The organism is Larkinella sp. (genome assembly GCF_965227735.1).
Taxonomy (GTDB): Bacteria; Bacteroidota; Bacteroidia; order Cytophagales; family Spirosomataceae; genus Larkinella.
In genome coordinates this window covers 6,622,254-6,642,615 of sequence record NZ_OZ245776.1, presented here as the reverse complement: position 1 = coordinate 6,642,615, position 20,362 = coordinate 6,622,254, and the positions used below count along the sequence as shown (strand labels likewise).

Here is a 20,362-nt window from a genome sequence, read left to right as displayed (position 1 = left end):
ACTGAACTTTCATCATTCACCATTCATTGTTCATTATTCGTTATTCATTTCTTAATTATTCATGTATTAATTACTCATTCAAAACCAGCGACACTTCCTCCATATCTTTCTCGATGCGGAGGTTGTCGATGATGAAACGCTGGCGATCCGGGGTGTTTTTACCCATGTAATAGCTGAGCAATTTCGGAACGGATGTTTCTTTCTCCATAATGACCGGTTCCAGGCGCATATTGTCGCCGATGAACAGACCGAATTCTTCCGGTGAAATCTCGCCCAATCCTTTAAAGCGTGTAATCTCTACTTTTTTACCGCCTTTGGTCAGCTTATCGGTCGCCTGCTGCTTTTCCGTTTCCGAATAACAATAAATGGTTTCTTTGTGGTTTTTCGGATTCCGAACGCGGAACAATGGCGTTTCCAGGATGTAAAGGTGGCCATTTCGAACCAAATCCGGAAAAAATTGCAGGAAAAAAGTCATCAGTAACAACCGGATATGCATACCATCAACGTCGGCGTCGGTGGCCACCACGATGCGGTTGTAGCGCAGCGTATCCAGTCCGTCTTCAATATCGAGGGCGTGTTGCAACAAATTGAACTCTTCGTTTTCATACACCACCTTTTTGGTCAGCCCGAAGCAGTTTAGCGGTTTTCCGCGCAGACTAAACACCGCCTGGTTCTGGACATTCCGCGATTTGGTGATGGAACCACTGGCCGAATCCCCTTCCGTGATGAATAGCGTGGTGTTATAGCGGTCGTCGGACTTGATATCGGGCAGGTGATTCCGGCAGTCGCGCAGTTTTTTGTTGTGCAGATTGGCTTTCTTCGCCCGGTCGTTCGCCAGTTTCTTAATTCCGGCCAGTTCTTTCCGTTCCCGCTCCGACTGCTCGATTCGCTTTTTGAGGGCTTCCCGCGTTTCGGTGTTCATGTGCAGGAAATCATCGAGTTGGTTTTTCACAAAATCGATGACAAACGAACGCACCGTCGTGCTGTTGGCATCGGGCGACATGTTAATGGAACCCAATTTGGTTTTAGTCTGCGATTCAAAAACCGGTTCCTGCACCCGCACACTGATGGCTGAAATGATCGAAGCCCGAATATCGGCCGCGTCGTATTCCTTTTTAAAGTATTCGCGGATGGTTTTGACAAAGGCTTCGCGCAGAGCAGCCAGGTGGGTTCCGCCCTGGGTGGTATACTGGCCGTTGACGAACGAATAATATTCTTCGCCATATTGGTTGCCGTGCGTCAGGGCAATCTCGATGTCGGAGCCCTTCAGGTGAATGATGGGATACCGCAGGGCATCTTCGTCGGTTTTATTCCGCAACAGATCGAGCAGGCCGTTTTGCGAAACAAATTTCTGGCCGTTGAAACTGATCGTTAACCCGGCGTTCAGGTAACAATAGTTCCAGATCATATTTTCCAGAAACTGCGGGATGTAATGGAAATTCTTAAAAACCGTGTTGTCCGGTTCGAAAATAACCAGGGTTCCGTTGCGCTGGTTGGTGGAGTCTTCACCCTGCCGAACCAGGATGCCGCGTTCAAATTCGGCCCAGACGGTTTTCCCTTCCCGGTACGACTGCACGCGGAACAGGGTGGACAGGGCATTGACGGCTTTGGTACCGACGCCGTTCAGCCCCACCGATTTCTGGAACGCGCCCGAATCGTATTTCCCGCCGGTGTTGATTTTGGATACCACATCGACCACCTTTCCGAGGGGAATTCCCCGGCCGTAATCCCGTACTTCAACGCGGTGGTCGGTCACTTTAATGTCGATGAGCTTGCCATTGCCCATCACGTGTTCATCGATACAGTTGTCTACTACTTCCTTGATCAATACATAGATTCCGTCATCCGCGGCCGACCCGTCGCCCAACTTCCCGATGTACATTCCGGGCCGAAGCCGGATGTGCTCCCGCCAGTCGAGCGACCGGATGCTGTCTTCTGTATACTGAACCTGATTACTATCTGCCATATGACTATTAAACTTGTTTTACGTCAGAAAACACCCCAAAAACCGTTTATTCACGCATTCGTGAACGGTCCGTGATTCCCCGGGTGTTCGCAAAATATGAAATTTTGACCTTTAAAAAGAAAATGTTTAAAAAGTAGTAAAAGTTCGTTTACTTTGTAGCGCAAAGTGCGTCAAAAACCGTCAATGCACGATTTACTACTGATAGCAAACCAAAGCAAATGAGATTGAGCGCCGGAAACCGGTCGTATACTTTCTTAAAAATATGCAAAAATATCCACATTTCCATTGTTTTAGCTCAAATTTTTCCGCCTACTCTTCGATGCAATTTTTCCGCAAAACCATTCTTGGTGTATTGCTGCTCTGTACGGGCTTCAATGCGGCAGCTCAGGTCATTCAGGCTCCTTCAGCCCCCACGTCGGCCCCCTCTACGCTTCCTTCCGGTATGCCCCGCCCCACACAGGGTCAGGCACCTGCCGGACAGCTTCCGGGACAAACCGGTAACGCCCCCCGTGGTACGCAAGGTACCCCCGGCACCACACAACAGGGTACCCGCGGTACAACCGGCACCACCGGCACCACACAACAGGGCGGCAACCAACAAGGAACCCGGGGCCAAACCGGAACAACCGGGCAAAACGGTACGACAGGCACCAATCAGAACGGGCAGCAAACCGCTCCCGACGGAAGCAGCCAGAATGCCACTGAGCAACCCCTGGACGACCAGAACGAGAATCAGTTAAAAACGGAAGCCGAACTCCTGCGGGAACGGGAACTGGCCGCCCAACGGCGTAAATTATTCGGGTATCAGCTTTTCAACGACCCGGCCAACGGCAGCGTTTTTCAGCCGAACATCAACATTGCCACCCCGAAAGGTTATGTAGTGGGTCCCAACGATCAGTTGAACATCAATATCTACGGTTATTCGGAAGCCGTTTACCAGACCACCGTCAACCCCGATGGTTTTATCTACCTTCAGCGGGTGGGGCCGGTTCATGTGTCGGGTCTGACCATTGAACAGGCCCGGGGTCGCATTCTGGACCGGCTGGCGAAAATCTACGTCGGCTTGAAAAGCGGGCCTTACGGACCGGCAAATACCTACATGATTGTGACGCTGGGTGACATCCGCAGCATCCGGGTGACGGTAACGGGCGAAGCCGTCCGGCCGGGAACCTATACGGTATCGTCGCTTTCGACGGCCATGAACGTGATTTACCAGGCCGGTGGTCCGAGTGAAATTGGCTCTTTCCGTAACGTTCAGGTGATTCGCAACAACCGGGTCGTAGCCTCCATCGACTTATATGACTTCCTGACGACCGGGATTCAGCGAAACGACATTCGTTTGCAGGACAACGATAACGTACGTTTCCAGACGTTCAAGTCGCACGTGGAAATTAACGGATCGACCAAGCGCAACAACATTTTTGAAATGCTGCCCGGCGAACCCATGGCGCGATTGCTCGAACTGGCCGGTGGTTTTAGCAGCAATGCCTACAAAGCCCGCATTAAAGTGACCCGGTTTACGAACCGGGAACTGAAGGTCATCGACGTTGTGGAATCCGATTTCCCAACCTTCCCGATGGAAGACGGTGACCAGGTTGTAGTGGAAGGCGTATTGGTTCGTTACGAAAACCAGGTGGGTATTCAGGGCGCGGTTTTCCGTCCGGGCATTTATTCGCTGGATCAGAATAAAACCCTGAAACAACTGATTGCCAGTGCTGAAGGCCTGAAAGGAGAAGCCTTTACGGGCCGGATTCAGATTGTTCGCACCCGCGAGGACATGGCGATCGAAAATATCTCCTTAAATTTGGTCGATATTATGAACGGCGTGAAACCGGATGTGGAATTGAAACGGGAAGATCAGGTTATTATTCCTTCCCGCTTCGATATGGCCGAATTTGCCGAAATCAGCATCACCGGGGAAGTGATCACTCCCATCGAGGCAACGCCGTATGTGGCCAACATGACGCTCGAAGATCTGATTCTGCGGGCAGGTGGTTTGAAAGAATCGGCTGCGGCTGCACAGATTGAAATTGTTCGCCGGAAAAAAGACGTCGATGTGAGTTCAAAATCAGCGCAGGTTTCGGAAATTTTCCGATTCAACGTCGATCGGGATCTCAGCATGAAGCCAACGGATACGCAGTTTCCGCTTTTTCCCTACGATCAGGTTATCGTGCGACGGTCACCCAATTACCGCATCCAGACCTTTGTCAATGTGGAAGGGGAAGTCGTCATGCCGGGCGAATATCCGGTGGTAACGAAAGACCAGCGCGTTTCGGATCTGGTTAAAATGGCGGGGGGCATTACGCCGTTTGCCTATGTTCAGGGGGCTACGCTGGTGCGGACCATCCAGTTGAGCGAGGCCGAAAAACAGTTGCGTCAGCAAACCATTTCCGAACTGGCCGACGATAGCCCGAAAGCGATTGTAAAGCCGGAAGTAACCACGGATGTGACGGAGCAACTGATCGGGATTAGCCTGCAGAAGATTTTGAGTAACCCGGGTTCCGCAGAAGATATGATTCTGGAAGAAGGCGATATTTTACGAATTCCGAAACAACTGGAAACCGTTCGGGTTGGTGGAGAAGTGTTGTTACCGACAACGGCGAAATACCGGAGAGGACAAACGTTCCAGGATTACATTTCGCAGGCCGGTGGTTTCACCAGCCGTTCAGCCCGGAAACGCGCTTACGTCGTGTATGCCAACGGGTCGGCCGACCGGACACGCCGGTTTGCCTTCTTCAACGTGTATCCGCGGGTTGAACCCGGCTCCGAAATCATTGTTCCGCAGCAAACCAAGGGCGAGTTGACACCACAACAGCTCATTTCGAACACCACCGGCGTGCTGAGTTCGATCATGACGTTGATCACGACGGTGTTGGCATTCCGGTTGCTTCGTTAATTCAGACATTAATCGCTTTGGTAATCTGACTTCGTATGGAAACCATTGATTCAAAAAAAACAGACAAAAATCAACTGCCTCCCGATCAGGTATCGCCCAAGGAAGTTGTTAACCGGGTCATTCTGTTCAAAGACCAGTTGGTCCGCAGTTGGAAACTGCTGGCGGTCTTTATGGTGATCGGCGGAGCCATTGGCTTCATCATCGATTTCAACACGGACAAACGGCCGACTTACACGGGTTACATTACGTTTAACCTCGGGGGCGGTTCGAGCCAGGGAGGGTTGGGCGAACTGGGCAATCTGGCCGGCATGTTTGGCCTGGGCGGTGGCGCTCCGGATGCCAACATCTTCACGGGTGAAAACTTCATGTATTACGTGGTTTCCAAACCGATCATCACCCGGTCTTTGCTGAAAGAGGTTGACACGACTGCCAACCACAAAGACCTGATGGTCAACTACTACATCAACAAGAGCGGGATTCGTGACGATGAGTGGGAAGACGACGATACGTTGCGGAACTTCCGCTTTATCCGGGGAAAAGATCCGAAGAATTTTACGCGGCTGGAAAACAAGGCGCTGGATGGGGTCTTCAACCGGATCAAAGGCGAGACTTCCATTGCGCAACTCGACCGTAAATCCTCCTTCCTGACCCTCAGAACCGGGATGCACGCAGAAATGCTGGCGGCAACGTGGCTGGATATTCTGCTGGAAACCGTGCAGGAAGACTTTACGGAAAAACAAAACCGCAAAACCAGAGAAATGCTGGTGCTGATGGAAAACCGCCGGGATTCTCTGGGACGCGTGCTGGGCCGGAATGATTCGAACCTGGCCCGCTACATCGACCAGAATCAGCAGGTCGTTGTGGCCGAAGGGCAGCTTCAGCAGTCGAAACTAACCCGCAACTCGACCTTTCTGCAACAACTTTACTACGGCGCAGTTCAAAGTGTCGACAACCTGAAACTAAGCCTGATCAAGGAAGCGCCCCTGTTCACCATCGTGGAACCCGTGTCGCTCCCGCTGTTTAAAGAGACCCACGAACCGTTTGCCTTTCAGGCCGGTATTGTTATGGGGCTCATTCTGGGTCTGATCTTCATCTTCCTGAGACAGACCTTCCACAGCATCATGCAGAGCTAATATTGCCAATGAACCCTACCTCACAAACCGAAGGGTGCCTGAGATAGGGAACTTACTTACACTCTTCATTTATTCAAGTTTGTGAAAACACACGAAGTGGTTATTGAACCCGGCCGGTCGGAAAAAAATTACTGGCGGGATCTCTGGAAAAACCGGGAATTGCTCTATATATTGTCCATGCGTGACATTTCTGTCCGCTACAAACAAACGATTCTGGGCACCTCCTGGAGTCTGATTCGGCCGCTGATTACGATGATGATTATGTTCTTCGTATTCAGTAAAGTAGCGAAGCTGAAAGGCGACCCCGGCATTCCGTATCCACTCATGATTCTGGCCGGTTTAACGATCTGGACGTTTTTTTCCAACTCTTTCACCCAGATCAGCACCAGTATTACGGCCAATTCGAACCTGGTTACGAAGGTGTATTTTCCCCGGCTGATCATGCCGCTCAGTTCGTCGGTCGTAAGTTTCATCGACTTTCTGGTGGCGCTGGGGCTGTTTGTGGTTCTGACAATCTGGTACCAGTTCTGGCCCGACTGGCACATTCTGTTTCTGCCGTTCTTTATCCTGCTGGCGTTGCTGGCTTCCTTTGCATTTGGTCTTATCTTTGCGGTGCTCAACGTCAAATTTCGGGACATTGGTCAGCTCATTCCGTTCATCGTTCAGATCGGTTTTTATGCCTGCCCGATTGCTTACAGCAGCCGACTGGTGGAAGAAAATGCCGGCGAATGGTGGCACCCGATCTATTATATGAACCCGATGGTTGGCATTATCGACGGATTCAAATGGTCGCTCCTGGGCGAAAAAGCCTTTTTCAATCCGACCAGTGTGATTAATTCGGTGGTGATTATTACGATCTTTCTCTTCATCTCCATCTATTTTTTCCGGAAACGGGAAAACTCCTTTGTTGATGATATTTAAAAATTAAGTTGCTGGGTTTCGTTTTGAACAGAAAATGTTTATTTACGTTAGTTAACTGAAAACAAACAACTTACAACAGGCAACTTAGTAAGCTATGGCGGTCATTACAGCAGAAGATATTAGCAAACGATACATCATCGACCATAAACGGGGCAAAGGCAGCACCAGTATCAAAGATGCCCTGGGCGACCAGATCCGGAAGGTTTTTAACGGAAAAAAAGCCCCCCAACTGGAAACCGAACACATCGAGCATGAAGACTTTTGGGCGCTCAAGGACGTTAATTTCAGCGTCGAGCAGGGCGACCGGATCGGGATCGTCGGTCACAACGGGGCCGGCAAGTCTACGCTGTTGAAAGTGCTCAGCAAAATTACCGAACCCACCACGGGCCGGATTCACATCCGGGGTCGCATTGCCAGCCTGCTCGAAGTCGGCACCGGTTTTCACCCCGAACTGACTGGCCGCGAAAATATTTTCCTCAACGGGGCCATCCTGGGTATGACCCGGGAAGAAATCCGGAAGCAGTTTGATGCCATTGTCGATTTTGGCGGCATCGAGAAATTTCTGGATACGCCCGTCAAGCGGTATTCATCAGGGATGTATGTCCGGCTGGGATTTGCCATTGCCGCCCACCTCGATCCCGAAATTCTGATTATCGATGAGGTGCTGGCAGTCGGTGATGCCGAGTTCCAGAAGAAGAGTTTGGGTAAAATGCGCGATGTTTCGGCGAGTGGCCGGACCATTCTGTTCGTGAGTCACAACATGACGGCTGTACAGGCGCTTTGCAACCGGACACTTTACTTTGAACGCGGCCAACTGATCGAACAGGGCGAAACCAACCAGGTCGTCGCGTCGTATCTGAGCAAAATTTCCAAAACGAAACTGATCCGGGAGTGGAATACGCCGGAAGAAGCCCCCGGCAATGACCTGGTGCGGATCAAGAAAATCGAAATTCTGCCCGAATACGTTGACAATCAAATTTTTATCGACGTTCGCACCCCGTTCCGCGTTCGGTTCGAATACTGGAACTTTATGGATAAGGCCAACCTCAACCTGAGCCTACACATGAACTCCATGACCGGCGAATGCATTTTCAACGTCGGCACACAATCCCAGCCGTACTCAAAGGGGCTCATCGCGGGCGAGTGCCTGGTGCCGGGCCATTTTCTGAACGATGGGACGTATAATGTCTCGATGATGATTGTAAAAGATACCGTCACTCCGCTGTACAATATGGAAGAAGGACTTATCTTTGACGTTGCCGATTACCGCGACGGTGTGGCATGGTATGGCAAATGGCCAGGCTATGTGCGTCCGCAACTGAAGTTCCACACCGAAATGATGGAAGAAAACATTCTGAATGATTAACATCACCAAGTCGTACCTGCCTCCCCTCGAAGACTACGTCAAGCATCTTGAGGGAATCTGGGAACGTGTCTATCTGACCAACAACGGTCCGCTCGTCCAGCAACTGGAAAAAGAGCTGAAAGCGTATCTTGACATTGATCACCTGCTGTTTTGCGGAAACGGAACCATCGTTTTGCAAATGGCGATCAAGGCATTGGGGCTCACCAAAGAGATCATTACCACCCCATTTTCGTATTGTGCCAGCACGCACGCCATCCTGTGGGAAAACTGCACACCGGTTTTTGCCGATGTTCGGGAAGATGACTTTACGATCGATCCGACGAAGATCGGACCGCTGATCACCGAAAACACGGAGGCCATTCTGGCGACCCACGTCTACGGAAATCTCTGCCAGATCGAAGCCATCGAAGCCCTGGCGAAAAAGCACAATCTGAAAGTGATCTACGACGGAGCGCATTCGTTTGGTGCTACTTATAAAGGCAAATCGGCCCTGTCCTACGGCGACATCAGCACCTGCAGTTTCCACGCAACGAAGGTTTTTCACACCATCGAAGGCGGCCTGGTTACCTGCAACGACGACGCCATTGCCGAAAAACTCAACCTGTACCGCAGTTTTGGGCACCGCTTCGATGATTACATCGACATGGGAATCAACGGCAAAAACTCCGAATTCCATGCTGCAATGGGGCTTTGCAACCTGCCCGTGGTGCCGAAACTGATCGAAGCCCGCAAAGAGCGGTTCGCCCGGTATGATGCGCAGTTGAACCTTTCGAAGATCCAACGGCCCGTTATTCAACCCGAAACCGGCTACAATTACGCCTACTATCCGATTGTACTGGAAACTGAGGCCAAATTGCTGGAAATCAAAGCGGCCCTGGAACAGGTGAAGATCAATCCCCGGCGGTATTTTTACCCCTCGCTGAATACCCTGCCATTCCTGAAAACCACCCAACCCTGTCCCATTTCGGAAAGCATTGCGCTCCGGGCCCTCTGCCTGCCGATGTATCCCGATCTGGAAGAAGAAGTGATCGATCAGGTTTGCGAGATTGTGAATAAATACGTTTGAAAAAAGAATGAAAAATGTAAAATGAAGAATTAAAAATGTAAAAATAGTTTACCGTATAGCCCTGAACCGGTTATCACTTTTAAATTTTACATTAATCATTTTACATTTTTCATTAATACGCTAATTCACTGCCAGCATTACAATATGACTTTCTTTTACCTGCTTACGTTTGCCCTGTTCGTTGTTTACATTGGCAACACCGCAGCCGGTATCAGCCGACGATCGCTGACCGAGTGGTTGCTGGTTTGTTTCATTCTCTTTGCCGGAAGCGTTATTCTGACCGGCTATTGCCTTTCCGCCCTGTATTTGACGGCCACCACACCAGTTTGGGCCTTCGCTGTTTTCCTGACCGCAACGGTTTTGCGGCTGGTTTTCGGAAAACTGGTCGATCAGCCGCGCTGGTCGGTCGGTTCGCTGCTGCGCGAAAGGCGGGAAACGTTTGGTAACTGGTACCGCTCCCTGTCCCTCTATTTTAAAGTTCTTTTCACAACCCTGCTGGCTACCCTGGGCGTCATTGCCATCACCAATCTCTTGCTCGTGCTGCTCACCCCCCCGAATGAATGGGACAGCATGACCGGCCACCTGAACCGGGTGATGCAATACATTCAGCGCGGCAGTATGCGGCATTTTGGCGGCACGAACTGGAACATCGACACCTACCCCAAAAGTGTCTGTACGATCCAGATTTATTCGTTCCTGATCACCGGCCGCTTCGAAAACGCCTTCAAACTCATTCACCATCTGTCTTACTGGATGGCTATTGTAGCAGTTTTCGGCATTTCCCAACGCATCGCCCGGAACCTGTCCGCCAGTTTTTTTGCCGCCCTGTGTTACGCCCTGCTGCCCGATTTTCTGATGCAGGCCGTTACGACCGAGACCGATATTGTGCTGACGGCCTATCTGGGGAGTTTCCTGTATTTCCTGTTTGCCTACCGCGAATCCGGCACCGAAACCACCCGCGATGCGCGGTATCTGTATCTGGCCGGCATCACCTTTGGCATTGCCTACGGCCATAAAGTCACATTTACGCTGCTCCTGCCGTCGCTGTTTGTCCTGATGATCTACACGGTTTTCTGGGCACCGAACACCTCGATCTTTTTCCAGCGACTCAAACACGTCGTACCGGCTTTCATCATCGGCGTTTGTTTGTGGATGCTGCCGACGGGCTACCTCAAGAACATCGAAGTTTTCGGCCACCCCATCGGGCCACCGACCGCCCTGAAACACCAATCGGTGGAACGCGCCGGGCCGTTGCGGAATTTGCTCGAACAAGGCAGCCGGAACGTCATTCGCTACGGCTACGATCACATCAACCTCGACGGTTTGCGGAACACGCAATGGGGGCTGGACGCGAATGTGATCATGCGAAAACCGCTGGTCAAACTGGAAGAAGTCACCAAAATGCGGCTGGATGAGGAAACCGACTTTTCGATCTTCCCCTTCGTTTTCAGTCGGCGGTTTGAGTTTTACAATGCCAACCCCTACTGGGGCATCATCGGTTTCGGCCTGATTCTGCCGCTGGTTGCGCTTTCGTTATTGGGTCTGCTGCGCTCGAAAGCCCACTTTTTCCTGGCGGTTGCCTTCGTGCTGCACTTTCTGGCCCTCTCCTATTCAGCGCCGTATGATCCTTTCAAAGGGCGCTATTTCATCGAAACCGGTTTGCTGGGGTCGCTCTTTCTACCCATCCTCTTCACGAACCGCTGGCTCAATATTGTGAAACCGGGCCGGGTGATTCTCAAAACGTATGTAGGTTTCGTCATCATCGTTGGGGGCCTTTCCGCCCTGTTCACGGTTTTTTTGAATGAGCGCTGTTTGCCGCTTCCGGCCTATGGTCGCCCATCGGCGTTCCGTGCCGAGCGGATGTATTCGCAGATGATGTTCCGGCCTGATAGCTATGTTCCCTACAAACGGTTCGATACGCTGGTGCCGGAAAATGCGACAGTTGCCCTGGGAACCATCAATGACGATTTTGAATATCCCCTGTACGGCAAAAATCTCTCCCGGCGGCTCATCGTGATCAATCCCTTCGAAAAAGGAGTGCAGCCCATTCCGAAAGAAGCGGATTACCTGTTTTTCTCGAAAAACGTCATCAAACCGCAGCCGGGCGATGTGCGACTGGGAACCGACACCACCATGACCCACCTGATTGTACCGGGTGAGGATTATTATTTGCGTAAATTAAAGTAGCCTAACTTTCGAAACCAGTTTCCACACAAAAGACGGTTTTCAAAACCGTTTACCGAGATGACCATTGCCATCATGCAGCCTTATTTTTTGCCTTACATCGGGTATTTGCAACTGATGAACGAGGTCGATAAATTCATTTTTTACGACGATGTGGCGTTCATCAACCGGGGCTGGGTAAACCGAAACCGGATTCTGGTGAACGGCAAGGATTTTATGCTCACGGTGCCGCTCAAGGATGCCAGCCAGAACAAACGGATTGCCGACATCGACCTGAGCGACGATCCGAAATGGCGGCAAAAATTGCTGCAAACCCTCGGTCAGTCGTATCGGAAAGCACCTTTTTATAAAACGGTCTTCCCCTTGCTGGAAAAAATCGTAAACTTGGAGGTTCGAACGATTGCCGAGCTGGTTCGTAACGGTTTTCCCCTGCTCAACGACTACCTGGGCATTCAGACGGAACTGGTGCCTTCGTCGGAAGTATACAACAACAGCGAACTCCGGGGGCAGGAACGGATTCTGGACATTTGCCTGCAGGAAAAAGCAACCCGGTACATCAATCCCATCGGGGGCATGGAACTGTATGACCGGCAGCGGTTTGCCGCTGCCGGTATCGAACTGTTTTTTATTCAGTCGAAACGGGTGGAATATCCCCAGTTTCAGAACGAATTTATACCCTGGCTCTCCATCGCCGACGTGCTGATGTTCAACGACGTACCGGCGGTTCAGGAGATGCTGAAAGAGTTTGAGTTGATTTAATTTTTAATGAGTGAATGATAGAATGAGTGAATATAAAAAAACACGCATTCTATCATTCACTCATTCACTCATCGCACCGGCGACCCGGCCAAAATTAGAAAATGGCAAAAGTAATCATCTTTGGCGTGTTGGATACCGCCGAACTCGCGCATTTTTATTTAACGCACGACTCTGAACACGAGGTGGTTGCGTTTGCCCTCAACCGCGATTATCTGAAAGAAACCGAGTTCAAAGGACTTCCGGTGGTCGCGTTTGAAGATGTTGAAACGATCTATCCCCCACAGGAATTCAAATTTTTCGCGCCCATGACGGGCCGGAAAATGAACAAAAACCGGGAAAAAATCTACCTCGAAGCCAAGGCCAAAGGGTATGAGTGCATTTCCTACGTCAGTTCCAAAGCAACGCTCTTCAACAATCCGATCGGCGAGAACTGCTTCATTCTGGAGGACAACACGATTCAGCCTTTCACAACCATCGGCAACAACGTCGTGCTGTGGAGCGGCAATCACATTGGCCACCACGGACAGATCAAGGATCACGTCTTTTTCACGTCGCACGTTGTCCTGTCAGGCCACTGCGTCGTGGATTCCTACAGCTTTTTCGGCGTCAACAGCACCATCCGCGATTACCTGCACATTGCCGAAGGCACGCTGGTGGGCATGGCCGCTGCCGTCATCAAATCGACCGAAGCCTGGGGTGTTTACATGGGCAATCCCGCCGAAAAACGCCCCATTCCAAGTCACAAAGTCTATTAATCATTTTTCTCTTGACCAGGATTCTTTTTATCGGCCACGATGCCAACCGGGCCGGCGCACAATATTTACTGCTTCACCTGCTGACTTTTCTACAGAAGTCGGGAGTAGAAACGGCTTTGTTGCTGGGCGATGGCGGACCGCTCCTCCCCGACTATGAACGGGTTACCAACGTCTACGCCGGTTTTGTTCCACCCGCGCCACCGCAACCCAATGGCCTGATTACCCGGGCTTTTAAGCGGCTGGGCGTTGGCAATTCGAGCCAGGACAATGACCCCGCAAACGAGCTTTTTGCTGAACTGCTGCCGGTTTTACAAGCGCAGTCGTTTGATATGATCTTTTCGAATACCATCGCCAACGGGGGTTTGTTGCAGCGGCTGCAACCGCTGGGATTGCCTTTTGTTTCCTATGTTCACGAACTGGAAACATCGATTCACATTTATACCAAACCGGATGAACTGCGCTACCAGCTCGACCACGCCACCCTGTTTCTGTGTGGTTCGGATGCGGTTCGGCAGAATCTGATTCTGAATCACGGACTGGCACCCCAGAAAACCGACGTGCTCAATTCGCTCATTCGCACCGAATCTCTGCTGAACACGTTGCAAAGCGTGGATCAGCCCGCGATTCGCACCCGTTTAGGTATCCCGCTCGATGCCGTGGTGGTGGGTGGCTGCGGCAATGCCGAATGGCGGAAAGGCGTGGATTTGTTCGTTTTGATGGCGCAGCAGGTGCTGAAAACGCACCCCGACACCTATTTTGTCTGGATTGGCGTTCCCAAAAAAGGGGAAGAATACCGCCGGTTAACCTACGATCTTGAACGGATGCGACTCAACGAACGTGTGATCCTGATCGAACCGGGGGGCGATTACCTGAACTATTTTGCCTGTTTCGACATCTTTACCTTAACCTCGCGCGAAGATCCGTATCCGCTGGTAATTCTTGAAGCGGGCCTGAACCGGATCCCGGTTTTGTGCTTCCGCGATTCGGGCGGCAGTCCGGATTTTGTTGGGGAGGATACGGGCTGTCTGGTGGCGTATTCCGATGTTACGGCTATGGCCGACGTGATCCGGTGGCTGGCCGATGCACCGGACGAACGCAGCCGGGTTGGGACGATTTTTTACCAGCGGGCCATGAATCACGACGCCGGTGTGCTGGTGCCTCGTTTGCTGGCCATTCTTGAAACCGCGTTGAATGAACACACTCCCTAGCATGGTCGTTGGAAACGGTATGATTGCCCGGCGTTTTTCAGCTTTCGACGACCGGGATGACATTCTGATTTTTGCCTCCGGGGTTTCCAATTCCAAGGAAAACCGGGCGTCGGCGTTTGCCCGTGAGAAAAAGCTCGTGGAAGAATCCATCGCGTCGTCCGAAAACCGGCTGTTTGTTTATTTCAGTACGTGCAGCGTAACCGACCCCACCGAGCAGGGTTCCCCGTACGTTACCCACAAGCTGTTTCTGGAGGCCTATATCGCCGGAAATTGCAAAAACTATCTGATTGTCAGAGCTTCGAACGTTGTGGGAAAAACGGACAACCCGCATACGGTTCTGAATTTCTTTGTCAACCGCATCCGAAACCACGAACCGTTCGACGTCTGGCAGGGTGCCACCCGGAACCTGATCGACGTCGATGATGTATACCGGATTGTGACGGCGTACATCGGTCGCGGACCGGGCGAATGGAACCAGACGATCAATGTGGCCAACCCGTACAGCGTCAAACCGCTGGACATTGTGCAGGCCATCGAAAAGCAGCTCGGTTTGAAAGCCCTTTACCGGCTGATCGACAAAGGCGAACCGTTTGAAATAGATACCACCCAAAGTGCGGCTGTTTTACAGGACCAACGCGCTGATCTTCAGCCCGAACGTTACCTGAAACACCTCTTGCAGAAATATTACGCATGACGCTAGCTTTCACGATTTGTTCGATCAACTACCTCGCTCAGGCCCGAACCCTGGGTGATTCGCTGCGGCAAACCAATCCCGACTGGCAGTATGTGATTGGTTTGGTCGATAAGCTGGATCAGGCCCACCTGCCGCCCGAGTTGATTCCCGCTTATCCGATGCTGGAAATCGACCAGATCGACATCGAGGATTTTGCGGGCATGTGCGAGCGGTACGACATCACGGAGTTGAATACCGCCGTCAAACCGTTTTACATCGACTACTTTTTCAAACACTATTCCGACGCCACCGAGGTCATCTATTTTGACCCGGATATTATTGTTTTTCAGCCGCTTACCCGACTGAAACAGCATTTGAGCGAATACAATCTGGTGGTGACCCCGCACATTTGCCAACCCATCACCGACTGGCTGATTCCCAACGAGTTGAACCACCTGAACACCGGCACCTACAACCTGGGATTTATTGGGTTGCAGAAAAGCGAGGAGTCCAACCGGTTTGTGCAATGGTGGAAAAAACGGCTGGTGAACGAATGTCGGATCGACCTCTGCAACGGTCTGTTCGTCGATCAGCACTGGGTGAATTTTGCCCCGATTTACTACGACAAGGTCTGGATTGAAAAGCATCCCGGCTACAATGCCGCCTACTGGAACCTCCACGAGCGGTTTTTCTCGGAGCAGGATGGCGTCTGGAAGGTGAATGAAACCGCTGATTTGCAATTTTTCCATTACAGTGGCTACGGAATTCATAAACCGCAGGAAATCTCCAAATACCAGAACCGTTTCACCTTTGCACAACGCCCCGATGTGGTTCCGTTGTTTGAACTCTACCGGCAGCGACTGTTTGATAATCAGAACGAAACGTACCGGAATTACCCCTGTTTTTACATCAAGCCACCGAAAACGCTCTATTACCAAAGCGTCCGAAAAGCACTGAAATCGCCCATCGATCGTTTGATTTCAGTGCTCGAAAACCGGTGAAAAGTTTACGGGTTTTCAGTTTACGGTTTTCGGTTGGCTGACGCGTTCCAATACGTGCGTCAGCCAACCGAAAACCGTAGATCGAAAACCGAAAACCGAAAAATGAACAAGCTACGTAAAAGTCCGCAGCTCGCCTGTGTGGTCATTCCGGTTTATCAATCGTCGCTGACGGCGTATGAACAAATTTCGCTCACGCAGTGCCTGCGGGTGCTGACCCAGCACCCGATTATTCTGGTAACGCCCCATTCGCTGGATGTGTCGTACCTGACCCAGCCGCATCCGCAGCTTCAGGTGCGGACGTTCGACGATGCGTTTTTTAAGGACGTGCAGTCCTACAACCGGCTGATGCTTTCGGAGGACTATTATCAGGCCTTTACGGATTTCGAATACATGCTCATTTACCAGTTGGATGCGTTCGTGTTTCGGGATGAGCTGGCGGAGTGGTGCCGGAAAGGCTACGAATACATCGGCGCTCCCTGGCTCCGCGACCGCGATTTTGCCGACTGGAAGGACGAAACCGTGTTCAACATCAAGAAAAAAATCGCCATCTGGCTGGATCTGAAGAAGGATGACGGTGTTACCCCGCGCGAAATTACCTCCCTCAACGGGGTGGGCAATGGCGGTTTTTCGCTTCGAAAAATCCCCTCGCTGCTGCGCTGGATTCGTTTTTACAAGAAGAAAATTGCCGATTACGAGAAAATTCACGCGCATCAATACAACGAAGATGTGTTCTGGGGCATTGAAATAAACCGATATTTTCCCCTGATCAGCGTTCCGGATTTTCGGACGGCACTGCGGTTTTCGGTGGAGTTTTACCCCGAACGCGCCATTCAAACCTATAACCAAGGCCAGCTACCCTTCGGTTGCCACGCCTGGAACATTCACGGAACCGACTACTGGCGGCCCATTTTTGCAACCTATGGCTACACCATCTGATCCGACCCGGCCGACGATCTCGGTGGCGCTTTGCACGTATAACGGCGAAGCATATCTGGAAACCCAGCTAGGGAGTATTCTGAAACAGAGCTGGTTACCAACCGAACTGGTTGTCTGCGACGATGACTCGACCGACCAGACGCGGGCGATCCTGGAAAAGTTTGCCGCCAAAGCGCCCTTTCCCGTCCAGATCATCCGGAATGCGACCCGCCTGGGATTCAACAAGAATTTTGAAAAAGCGCTGTCGCTTTGCAATGGCGAGTTCATCTTTATCTGCGATCAGGACGACTGGTGGTTGCCCGAAAAAATCGAAACGCTCGCCAACTACCTGATTCAGCATCCGAAGATCGACTTGGTGTTCAGCAACGCCGTCATTGCCGACACCAGCCTGAACAACACCGGCCGCCTGTTCTGGGATGCCGTGCGGTTTACCGAACCCATCCGCGAGCGGTGGCGCCGGGGCGAAGCGGTGGAAGTGTTGCTGGACGGCAACCGGGTGATGGGCTGCACCTCGGCCCTGCGACGGCGGTTGCTGACGTCGTTTTTGCCGATTCCAAACCTGCCCAATTACATTTATGACGGCTGGATGGGTCTGGTGACAGCCGCCAAAGGTACCATCGACTTTTACGAAAAACCGTTGGTCTGGTACCGGACCCACGAAAAACAGCAGGTCGGCACGCGTCCACCGGAGGCCGGAAAACCGGTGCGGTTCAAGGACCGGTTTTCGCGTCCACACCAGGAAAAACTCGACCCCTTGATTCGTAAGCACCAGGAATTGAAGGATTTATACACCCTGGTAACGCAACGAATCCCGGCTAAAACACCAGGAATTGAACAGTTTGAACGGCGGCTGGCACATTATGCCCGGCGAAGCACGATGCCCGACCGGCGGTTTTCGCGCATCGGTTCGGTCGTTTGGGAACTGGTGTCCGGAAATTATCATCGCTATGCCGATCAGGAAGCGAATCAGTATGCGCCTTTTCTGGCGGCTTTGGGCGATTTAGTAGAGTAACCACTTATGATGACATTTCTGACCGTTTGCACCATCCGACAACTGCCCCAGGCCCTCGCGCTGGGCGAAAGTTTGCAGCAACAGCATCCCGGCGATTCGTTCGTGATCGGGTTGTGTGATGATGCCTCACACCTGCCGACCGGTTTTCACATTCCGGATCCGGTGGTATTGATCAGCGAGCTGGCGATTCCGGATCTGGCGCAGCTTTCGCAGCAATACACCCCCGCCGAAATGGTGGCAGCCTGCAAACCGCTGTTTATCAGCCACGTCTATAAAAATCAGTTACAAACCGACTGGCTGGTTTATCTCGATCCGTCTGTTGTTCTGTACCAACCACTGACGGATTTACCAAACCGGTATGCCGATGCGACGCTTTTGCTGACCCCGCATCTCCTCAAACCGGTGACAGACAATGCCTTTCCGGACGAAAAATATCTTCAGAATGTCGGTTTATACACTTCCGGTTTTCTCGGTCTGAAACGTTCTGCCGAAACCGCCCGGTTTCTGGACTGGTGGAGTCACCGGGTGCCGGAACGGGCGTTTGCCCGCCCCTGCGAAGGCATGTATACCGACCAGATCTGGCTGGCGCTCACGCCCGGATTGTTCGAAGGCGTTACGATCGTGAAAAATCCCGGTTGGCATCTTGGCTTATGGAATCTGCACGAACGACCCGTGACGGAAACCACCCCGGTTATTTTCATGAATTATAAAGGCTTAGTCGATCAGGAAGGCTATTTTCAGGCGCAGGACCGGGTTCGGATTTCGGCTTTTCCGACGATTAAAAAATGGCTGGGTGACTACCAGACCCGGCTGCGCGCATTCGACCGGAATGGGCTGGGGTCGGTTATTCCGGCCTACGGTCTTCAGCCCTTTAAACCGCCCGTGAAAGGCTGGCGCAAAAAAACCGTCGAAACGCTGCGGGAAACCGTTCAGTTTATCGAAACGGTCGATATTCCCCGGAAAATGTAAGTACTCGAAAACCCCGTTGCTCATTATTCATCGTGCATTGTTCATTCTTGACTATTCTTTTCTCTATCTTTGTGTAGATATTAAAAAAATACAATTGCCTTTATAATCAGATCAGGTCAATTGAGGTATTTTAAAATCGTATAAAACGAATACGCTATGCTATCGTCATTGAAGGAGCTATTTACCTGGCGAAGAATACACCTGATGCGGTATGTCGTCGGTATTTTAATGGTTATTGACGGCTATCCCCTGATTTTCTTTTTCAAGGAAACACTCCGCATTGCACCGGGCAGTACGGCTTTTACAGCCGCTTTTCTGGCGCTGGGTTTTGCGTTGATGATCCCTTTTCATTTTCTCCGCAAACTCTACCGCCTGAATACCAACCTGTTGAATATGGCACTGCTGTTTTTTGTCGTGATCATTTTCTACATGGCTTTTTACCGCGATCAGTGGTTTCGGGACGGCACGATGGATACGGTTTATTATATTTACGTAGCGTTGTTTTTGTTTCTGCTGATCAACATACCGAACGATGTCATTGAGGTTTTTGTACCGATTGTGATTGCATTCACGGTAGTTTCCAACCTCGCTCTGGTGTATGCCCTGATGACCGACCCCACCTGGAACATTGGTCAACGGGCTGCTATTCAGTACGGTGAGGGCGAATACCGATCCGGAAATCCCCACGTTTTTGCCCGGAATGCGTTGATGTGCGTCGTGGCCTGCGGTATCTGGGCGTTCCGGCCCCAAACGGGTTTTATCGTCCGGATTCTGGCCCTGGGTTCCTGCATTTTCAGTATGGGTATTCTGGTGATGACGCAAACCCGCTCGAGCATCGTGGCCCTGATCCTGATTATCGGACTATTTTTCATGTTCAATATCCGTCCACGGCAGATCAAAGACGCCGTTCGCGGTCTGACACGCCCGGCGTCGCTATTGCTGTTTTTTGTGGCATTCATGGGTATTTCCTATTTCATGCGAAAAAACGGTGATTTGATCGCCATTCTCTATGGCTACGCGGTCGCCTTCATCGAACGAAACCTGGAGAACGTGTATGCCGTTTTGGGGATGAAGGTTCAGAATCAGTTTGCGGCCACCCTGGATGCTTCGGCGGGCAACCGCGCCACCAGTTTTGTCTACCTGCAAAACATCCTGGAAGGCCACATCCACGTTATCCTCGTTGGGCAGGGCTACAAATCCACCTACCTGGATGTGCCACTGATGGAAGCCCTGATCAACCACGGCATTCCCGGTTTTGTAACATTTACGGCCTTCTGCTTCTCGGCCCTCTTCTACAGCCTGAAGACCATCCGCGACAACCCCGATACCCTTTCGACCTTCCTGGCGTACTTCTACATGATGCTGTTCGTCCAGTTGTTTACGAACGGTCGTCCGTACGAAATCTCGTTCTGGCACCCGTTCTGTCTGATGATCCGGTTTGTGGGAATTAGTCACCTGTACCCCCCCAACCTGCTCAATCATCCGGTGGTTAAACCGGCACTCTGAGGCCTTACCCC

General features: G+C 51.5%; 16 protein-coding genes. 15 read left to right on the top strand and 1 reads right to left on the bottom strand.

All coding sequences use genetic code 11. From position 1 onward, the window contains the following. Window positions 1-70 precede the first annotated feature (70 nt). On the bottom strand, window positions 71-1,966 hold the full coding sequence (locus ACO064_RS26040) for a DNA topoisomerase IV subunit B (protein ID WP_421830118.1): 1,896 nt from the start codon (window positions 1,964-1,966) through the stop codon (window positions 71-73). 319 nt (window positions 1,967-2,285) lie between these two features. Between ACO064_RS26040 and ACO064_RS26035 the strand changes: the two genes are divergently transcribed. From ACO064_RS26035 to ACO064_RS25965, 15 genes are all read left to right on the top strand, one after another. Beyond that, window positions 2,286-4,862, top strand: coding sequence for an SLBB domain-containing protein (locus tag ACO064_RS26035; RefSeq protein WP_421830117.1), 2,577 nt, complete (start codon window positions 2,286-2,288; stop codon window positions 4,860-4,862). A gap of 35 nt (window positions 4,863-4,897) precedes the next feature. After that, window positions 4,898-5,995, top strand: a complete 1,098-nt coding sequence (locus tag ACO064_RS26030; RefSeq protein ID WP_421830116.1) for a hypothetical protein — start codon at window positions 4,898-4,900, stop codon at window positions 5,993-5,995. An 81-nt stretch (window positions 5,996-6,076) separates the two neighbouring features. Next, complete coding sequence (locus ACO064_RS26025; protein WP_114405824.1) at window positions 6,077-6,916, top strand: ABC transporter permease; 840 nt, start codon at window positions 6,077-6,079, stop codon at window positions 6,914-6,916. Window positions 6,917-7,010: 94 nt separating this feature from the next. Then, complete coding sequence (locus ACO064_RS26020) at window positions 7,011-8,282, top strand: ABC transporter ATP-binding protein (protein WP_421830115.1); 1,272 nt, start codon at window positions 7,011-7,013, stop codon at window positions 8,280-8,282. Continuing rightward, complete coding sequence (locus ACO064_RS26015; RefSeq protein ID WP_421830114.1) at window positions 8,275-9,348, top strand: DegT/DnrJ/EryC1/StrS family aminotransferase; 1,074 nt, start codon at window positions 8,275-8,277, stop codon at window positions 9,346-9,348. Before ACO064_RS26020 ends, ACO064_RS26015 begins: the two co-directional genes overlap by 8 nt. Window positions 9,349-9,492: 144 nt before the next feature. Further along, on the top strand, window positions 9,493-11,535 hold the full coding sequence (locus ACO064_RS26010) for an ArnT family glycosyltransferase (RefSeq protein WP_421830113.1): 2,043 nt from the start codon (window positions 9,493-9,495) through the stop codon (window positions 11,533-11,535). A 57-nt stretch (window positions 11,536-11,592) separates the two neighbouring features. Next, window positions 11,593-12,291 carry a WbqC family protein gene (locus ACO064_RS26005; RefSeq protein ID WP_421830112.1) on the top strand — a complete coding sequence of 233 codons (699 nt, stop codon included), beginning with the start codon at window positions 11,593-11,595 and terminating at the stop codon, window positions 12,289-12,291. Window positions 12,292-12,392: 101 nt separating this feature from the next. Beyond that, the gene (locus ACO064_RS26000) at window positions 12,393-13,046 is read left to right on the top strand and encodes an acetyltransferase (protein WP_421830111.1); all 654 of its coding nucleotides are present in this window, start codon (window positions 12,393-12,395) and stop codon (window positions 13,044-13,046) included. An 11-nt stretch (window positions 13,047-13,057) separates the two neighbouring features. Further along, on the top strand, window positions 13,058-14,254 hold the full coding sequence (locus tag ACO064_RS25995; protein ID WP_421830110.1) for a glycosyltransferase family 4 protein: 1,197 nt from the start codon (window positions 13,058-13,060) through the stop codon (window positions 14,252-14,254). Continuing rightward, window positions 14,238-14,948 carry an NAD-dependent epimerase/dehydratase family protein gene (locus ACO064_RS25990; protein WP_421830109.1) on the top strand — a complete coding sequence of 237 codons (711 nt, stop codon included), beginning with the start codon at window positions 14,238-14,240 and terminating at the stop codon, window positions 14,946-14,948. Before ACO064_RS25995 ends, ACO064_RS25990 begins: the two co-directional genes overlap by 17 nt. Beyond that, window positions 14,945-15,928 (top strand): glycosyl transferase, encoded by a 984-nt coding sequence (locus tag ACO064_RS25985; protein WP_421830108.1) that lies wholly within the window; start codon window positions 14,945-14,947, stop codon window positions 15,926-15,928. Before ACO064_RS25990 ends, ACO064_RS25985 begins: the two co-directional genes overlap by 4 nt. A gap of 102 nt (window positions 15,929-16,030) precedes the next feature. Then, the gene (locus ACO064_RS25980; RefSeq protein WP_421830106.1) at window positions 16,031-16,864 is read left to right on the top strand and encodes a DUF5672 family protein; all 834 of its coding nucleotides are present in this window, start codon (window positions 16,031-16,033) and stop codon (window positions 16,862-16,864) included. Further along, the gene (locus ACO064_RS25975) at window positions 16,848-17,876 is read left to right on the top strand and encodes a glycosyltransferase family 2 protein (protein ID WP_421830105.1); all 1,029 of its coding nucleotides are present in this window, start codon (window positions 16,848-16,850) and stop codon (window positions 17,874-17,876) included. Before ACO064_RS25980 ends, ACO064_RS25975 begins: the two co-directional genes overlap by 17 nt. A 6-nt stretch (window positions 17,877-17,882) precedes the next feature. Continuing rightward, entirely contained in the window at window positions 17,883-18,845 is a 963-nt protein-coding gene (locus ACO064_RS25970) for a hypothetical protein (protein WP_421830104.1), read from the top strand. A gap of 156 nt (window positions 18,846-19,001) precedes the next feature. Further along, window positions 19,002-20,351 (top strand): hypothetical protein, encoded by a 1,350-nt coding sequence (locus tag ACO064_RS25965; RefSeq protein ID WP_421830103.1) that lies wholly within the window; start codon window positions 19,002-19,004, stop codon window positions 20,349-20,351. Window positions 20,352-20,362: the final 11 nt, after the last annotated feature.

Bases quoted from the DNA above. Each gene is read 5' to 3' on its own strand.
- ACO064_RS26040 (WP_421830118.1), bottom strand. From the start codon at position 1,966: ATGGCAGATAGTAATCAGGTTCAGTATACAGAAGACAGCATCCGGTCG.
- ACO064_RS26035 (WP_421830117.1), top strand. From the start codon at position 2,286: ATGCAATTTTTCCGCAAAACCATTCTTGGTGTATTGCTGCTCTGTACG.
- ACO064_RS26030 (WP_421830116.1), top strand. From the start codon at position 4,898: ATGGAAACCATTGATTCAAAAAAAACAGACAAAAATCAACTGCCTCCC.
- ACO064_RS26020 (WP_421830115.1), top strand. From the start codon at position 7,011: ATGGCGGTCATTACAGCAGAAGATATTAGCAAACGATACATCATCGAC.
- ACO064_RS26015 (WP_421830114.1), top strand. From the start codon at position 8,275: ATGATTAACATCACCAAGTCGTACCTGCCTCCCCTCGAAGACTACGTC.
- ACO064_RS26010 (WP_421830113.1), top strand. From the start codon at position 9,493: ATGACTTTCTTTTACCTGCTTACGTTTGCCCTGTTCGTTGTTTACATT.
- ACO064_RS26005 (WP_421830112.1), top strand. From the start codon at position 11,593: ATGACCATTGCCATCATGCAGCCTTATTTTTTGCCTTACATCGGGTAT.
- ACO064_RS26000 (WP_421830111.1), top strand. From the start codon at position 12,393: ATGGCAAAAGTAATCATCTTTGGCGTGTTGGATACCGCCGAACTCGCG.
- ACO064_RS25990 (WP_421830109.1), top strand. From the start codon at position 14,238: ATGAACACACTCCCTAGCATGGTCGTTGGAAACGGTATGATTGCCCGG.
- ACO064_RS25985 (WP_421830108.1), top strand. From the start codon at position 14,945: ATGACGCTAGCTTTCACGATTTGTTCGATCAACTACCTCGCTCAGGCC.
- ACO064_RS25980 (WP_421830106.1), top strand. From the start codon at position 16,031: ATGAACAAGCTACGTAAAAGTCCGCAGCTCGCCTGTGTGGTCATTCCG.
- ACO064_RS25975 (WP_421830105.1), top strand. From the start codon at position 16,848: ATGGCTACACCATCTGATCCGACCCGGCCGACGATCTCGGTGGCGCTT.
- ACO064_RS25970 (WP_421830104.1), top strand. From the start codon at position 17,883: ATGATGACATTTCTGACCGTTTGCACCATCCGACAACTGCCCCAGGCC.
- ACO064_RS25965 (WP_421830103.1), top strand. From the start codon at position 19,002: ATGCTATCGTCATTGAAGGAGCTATTTACCTGGCGAAGAATACACCTG.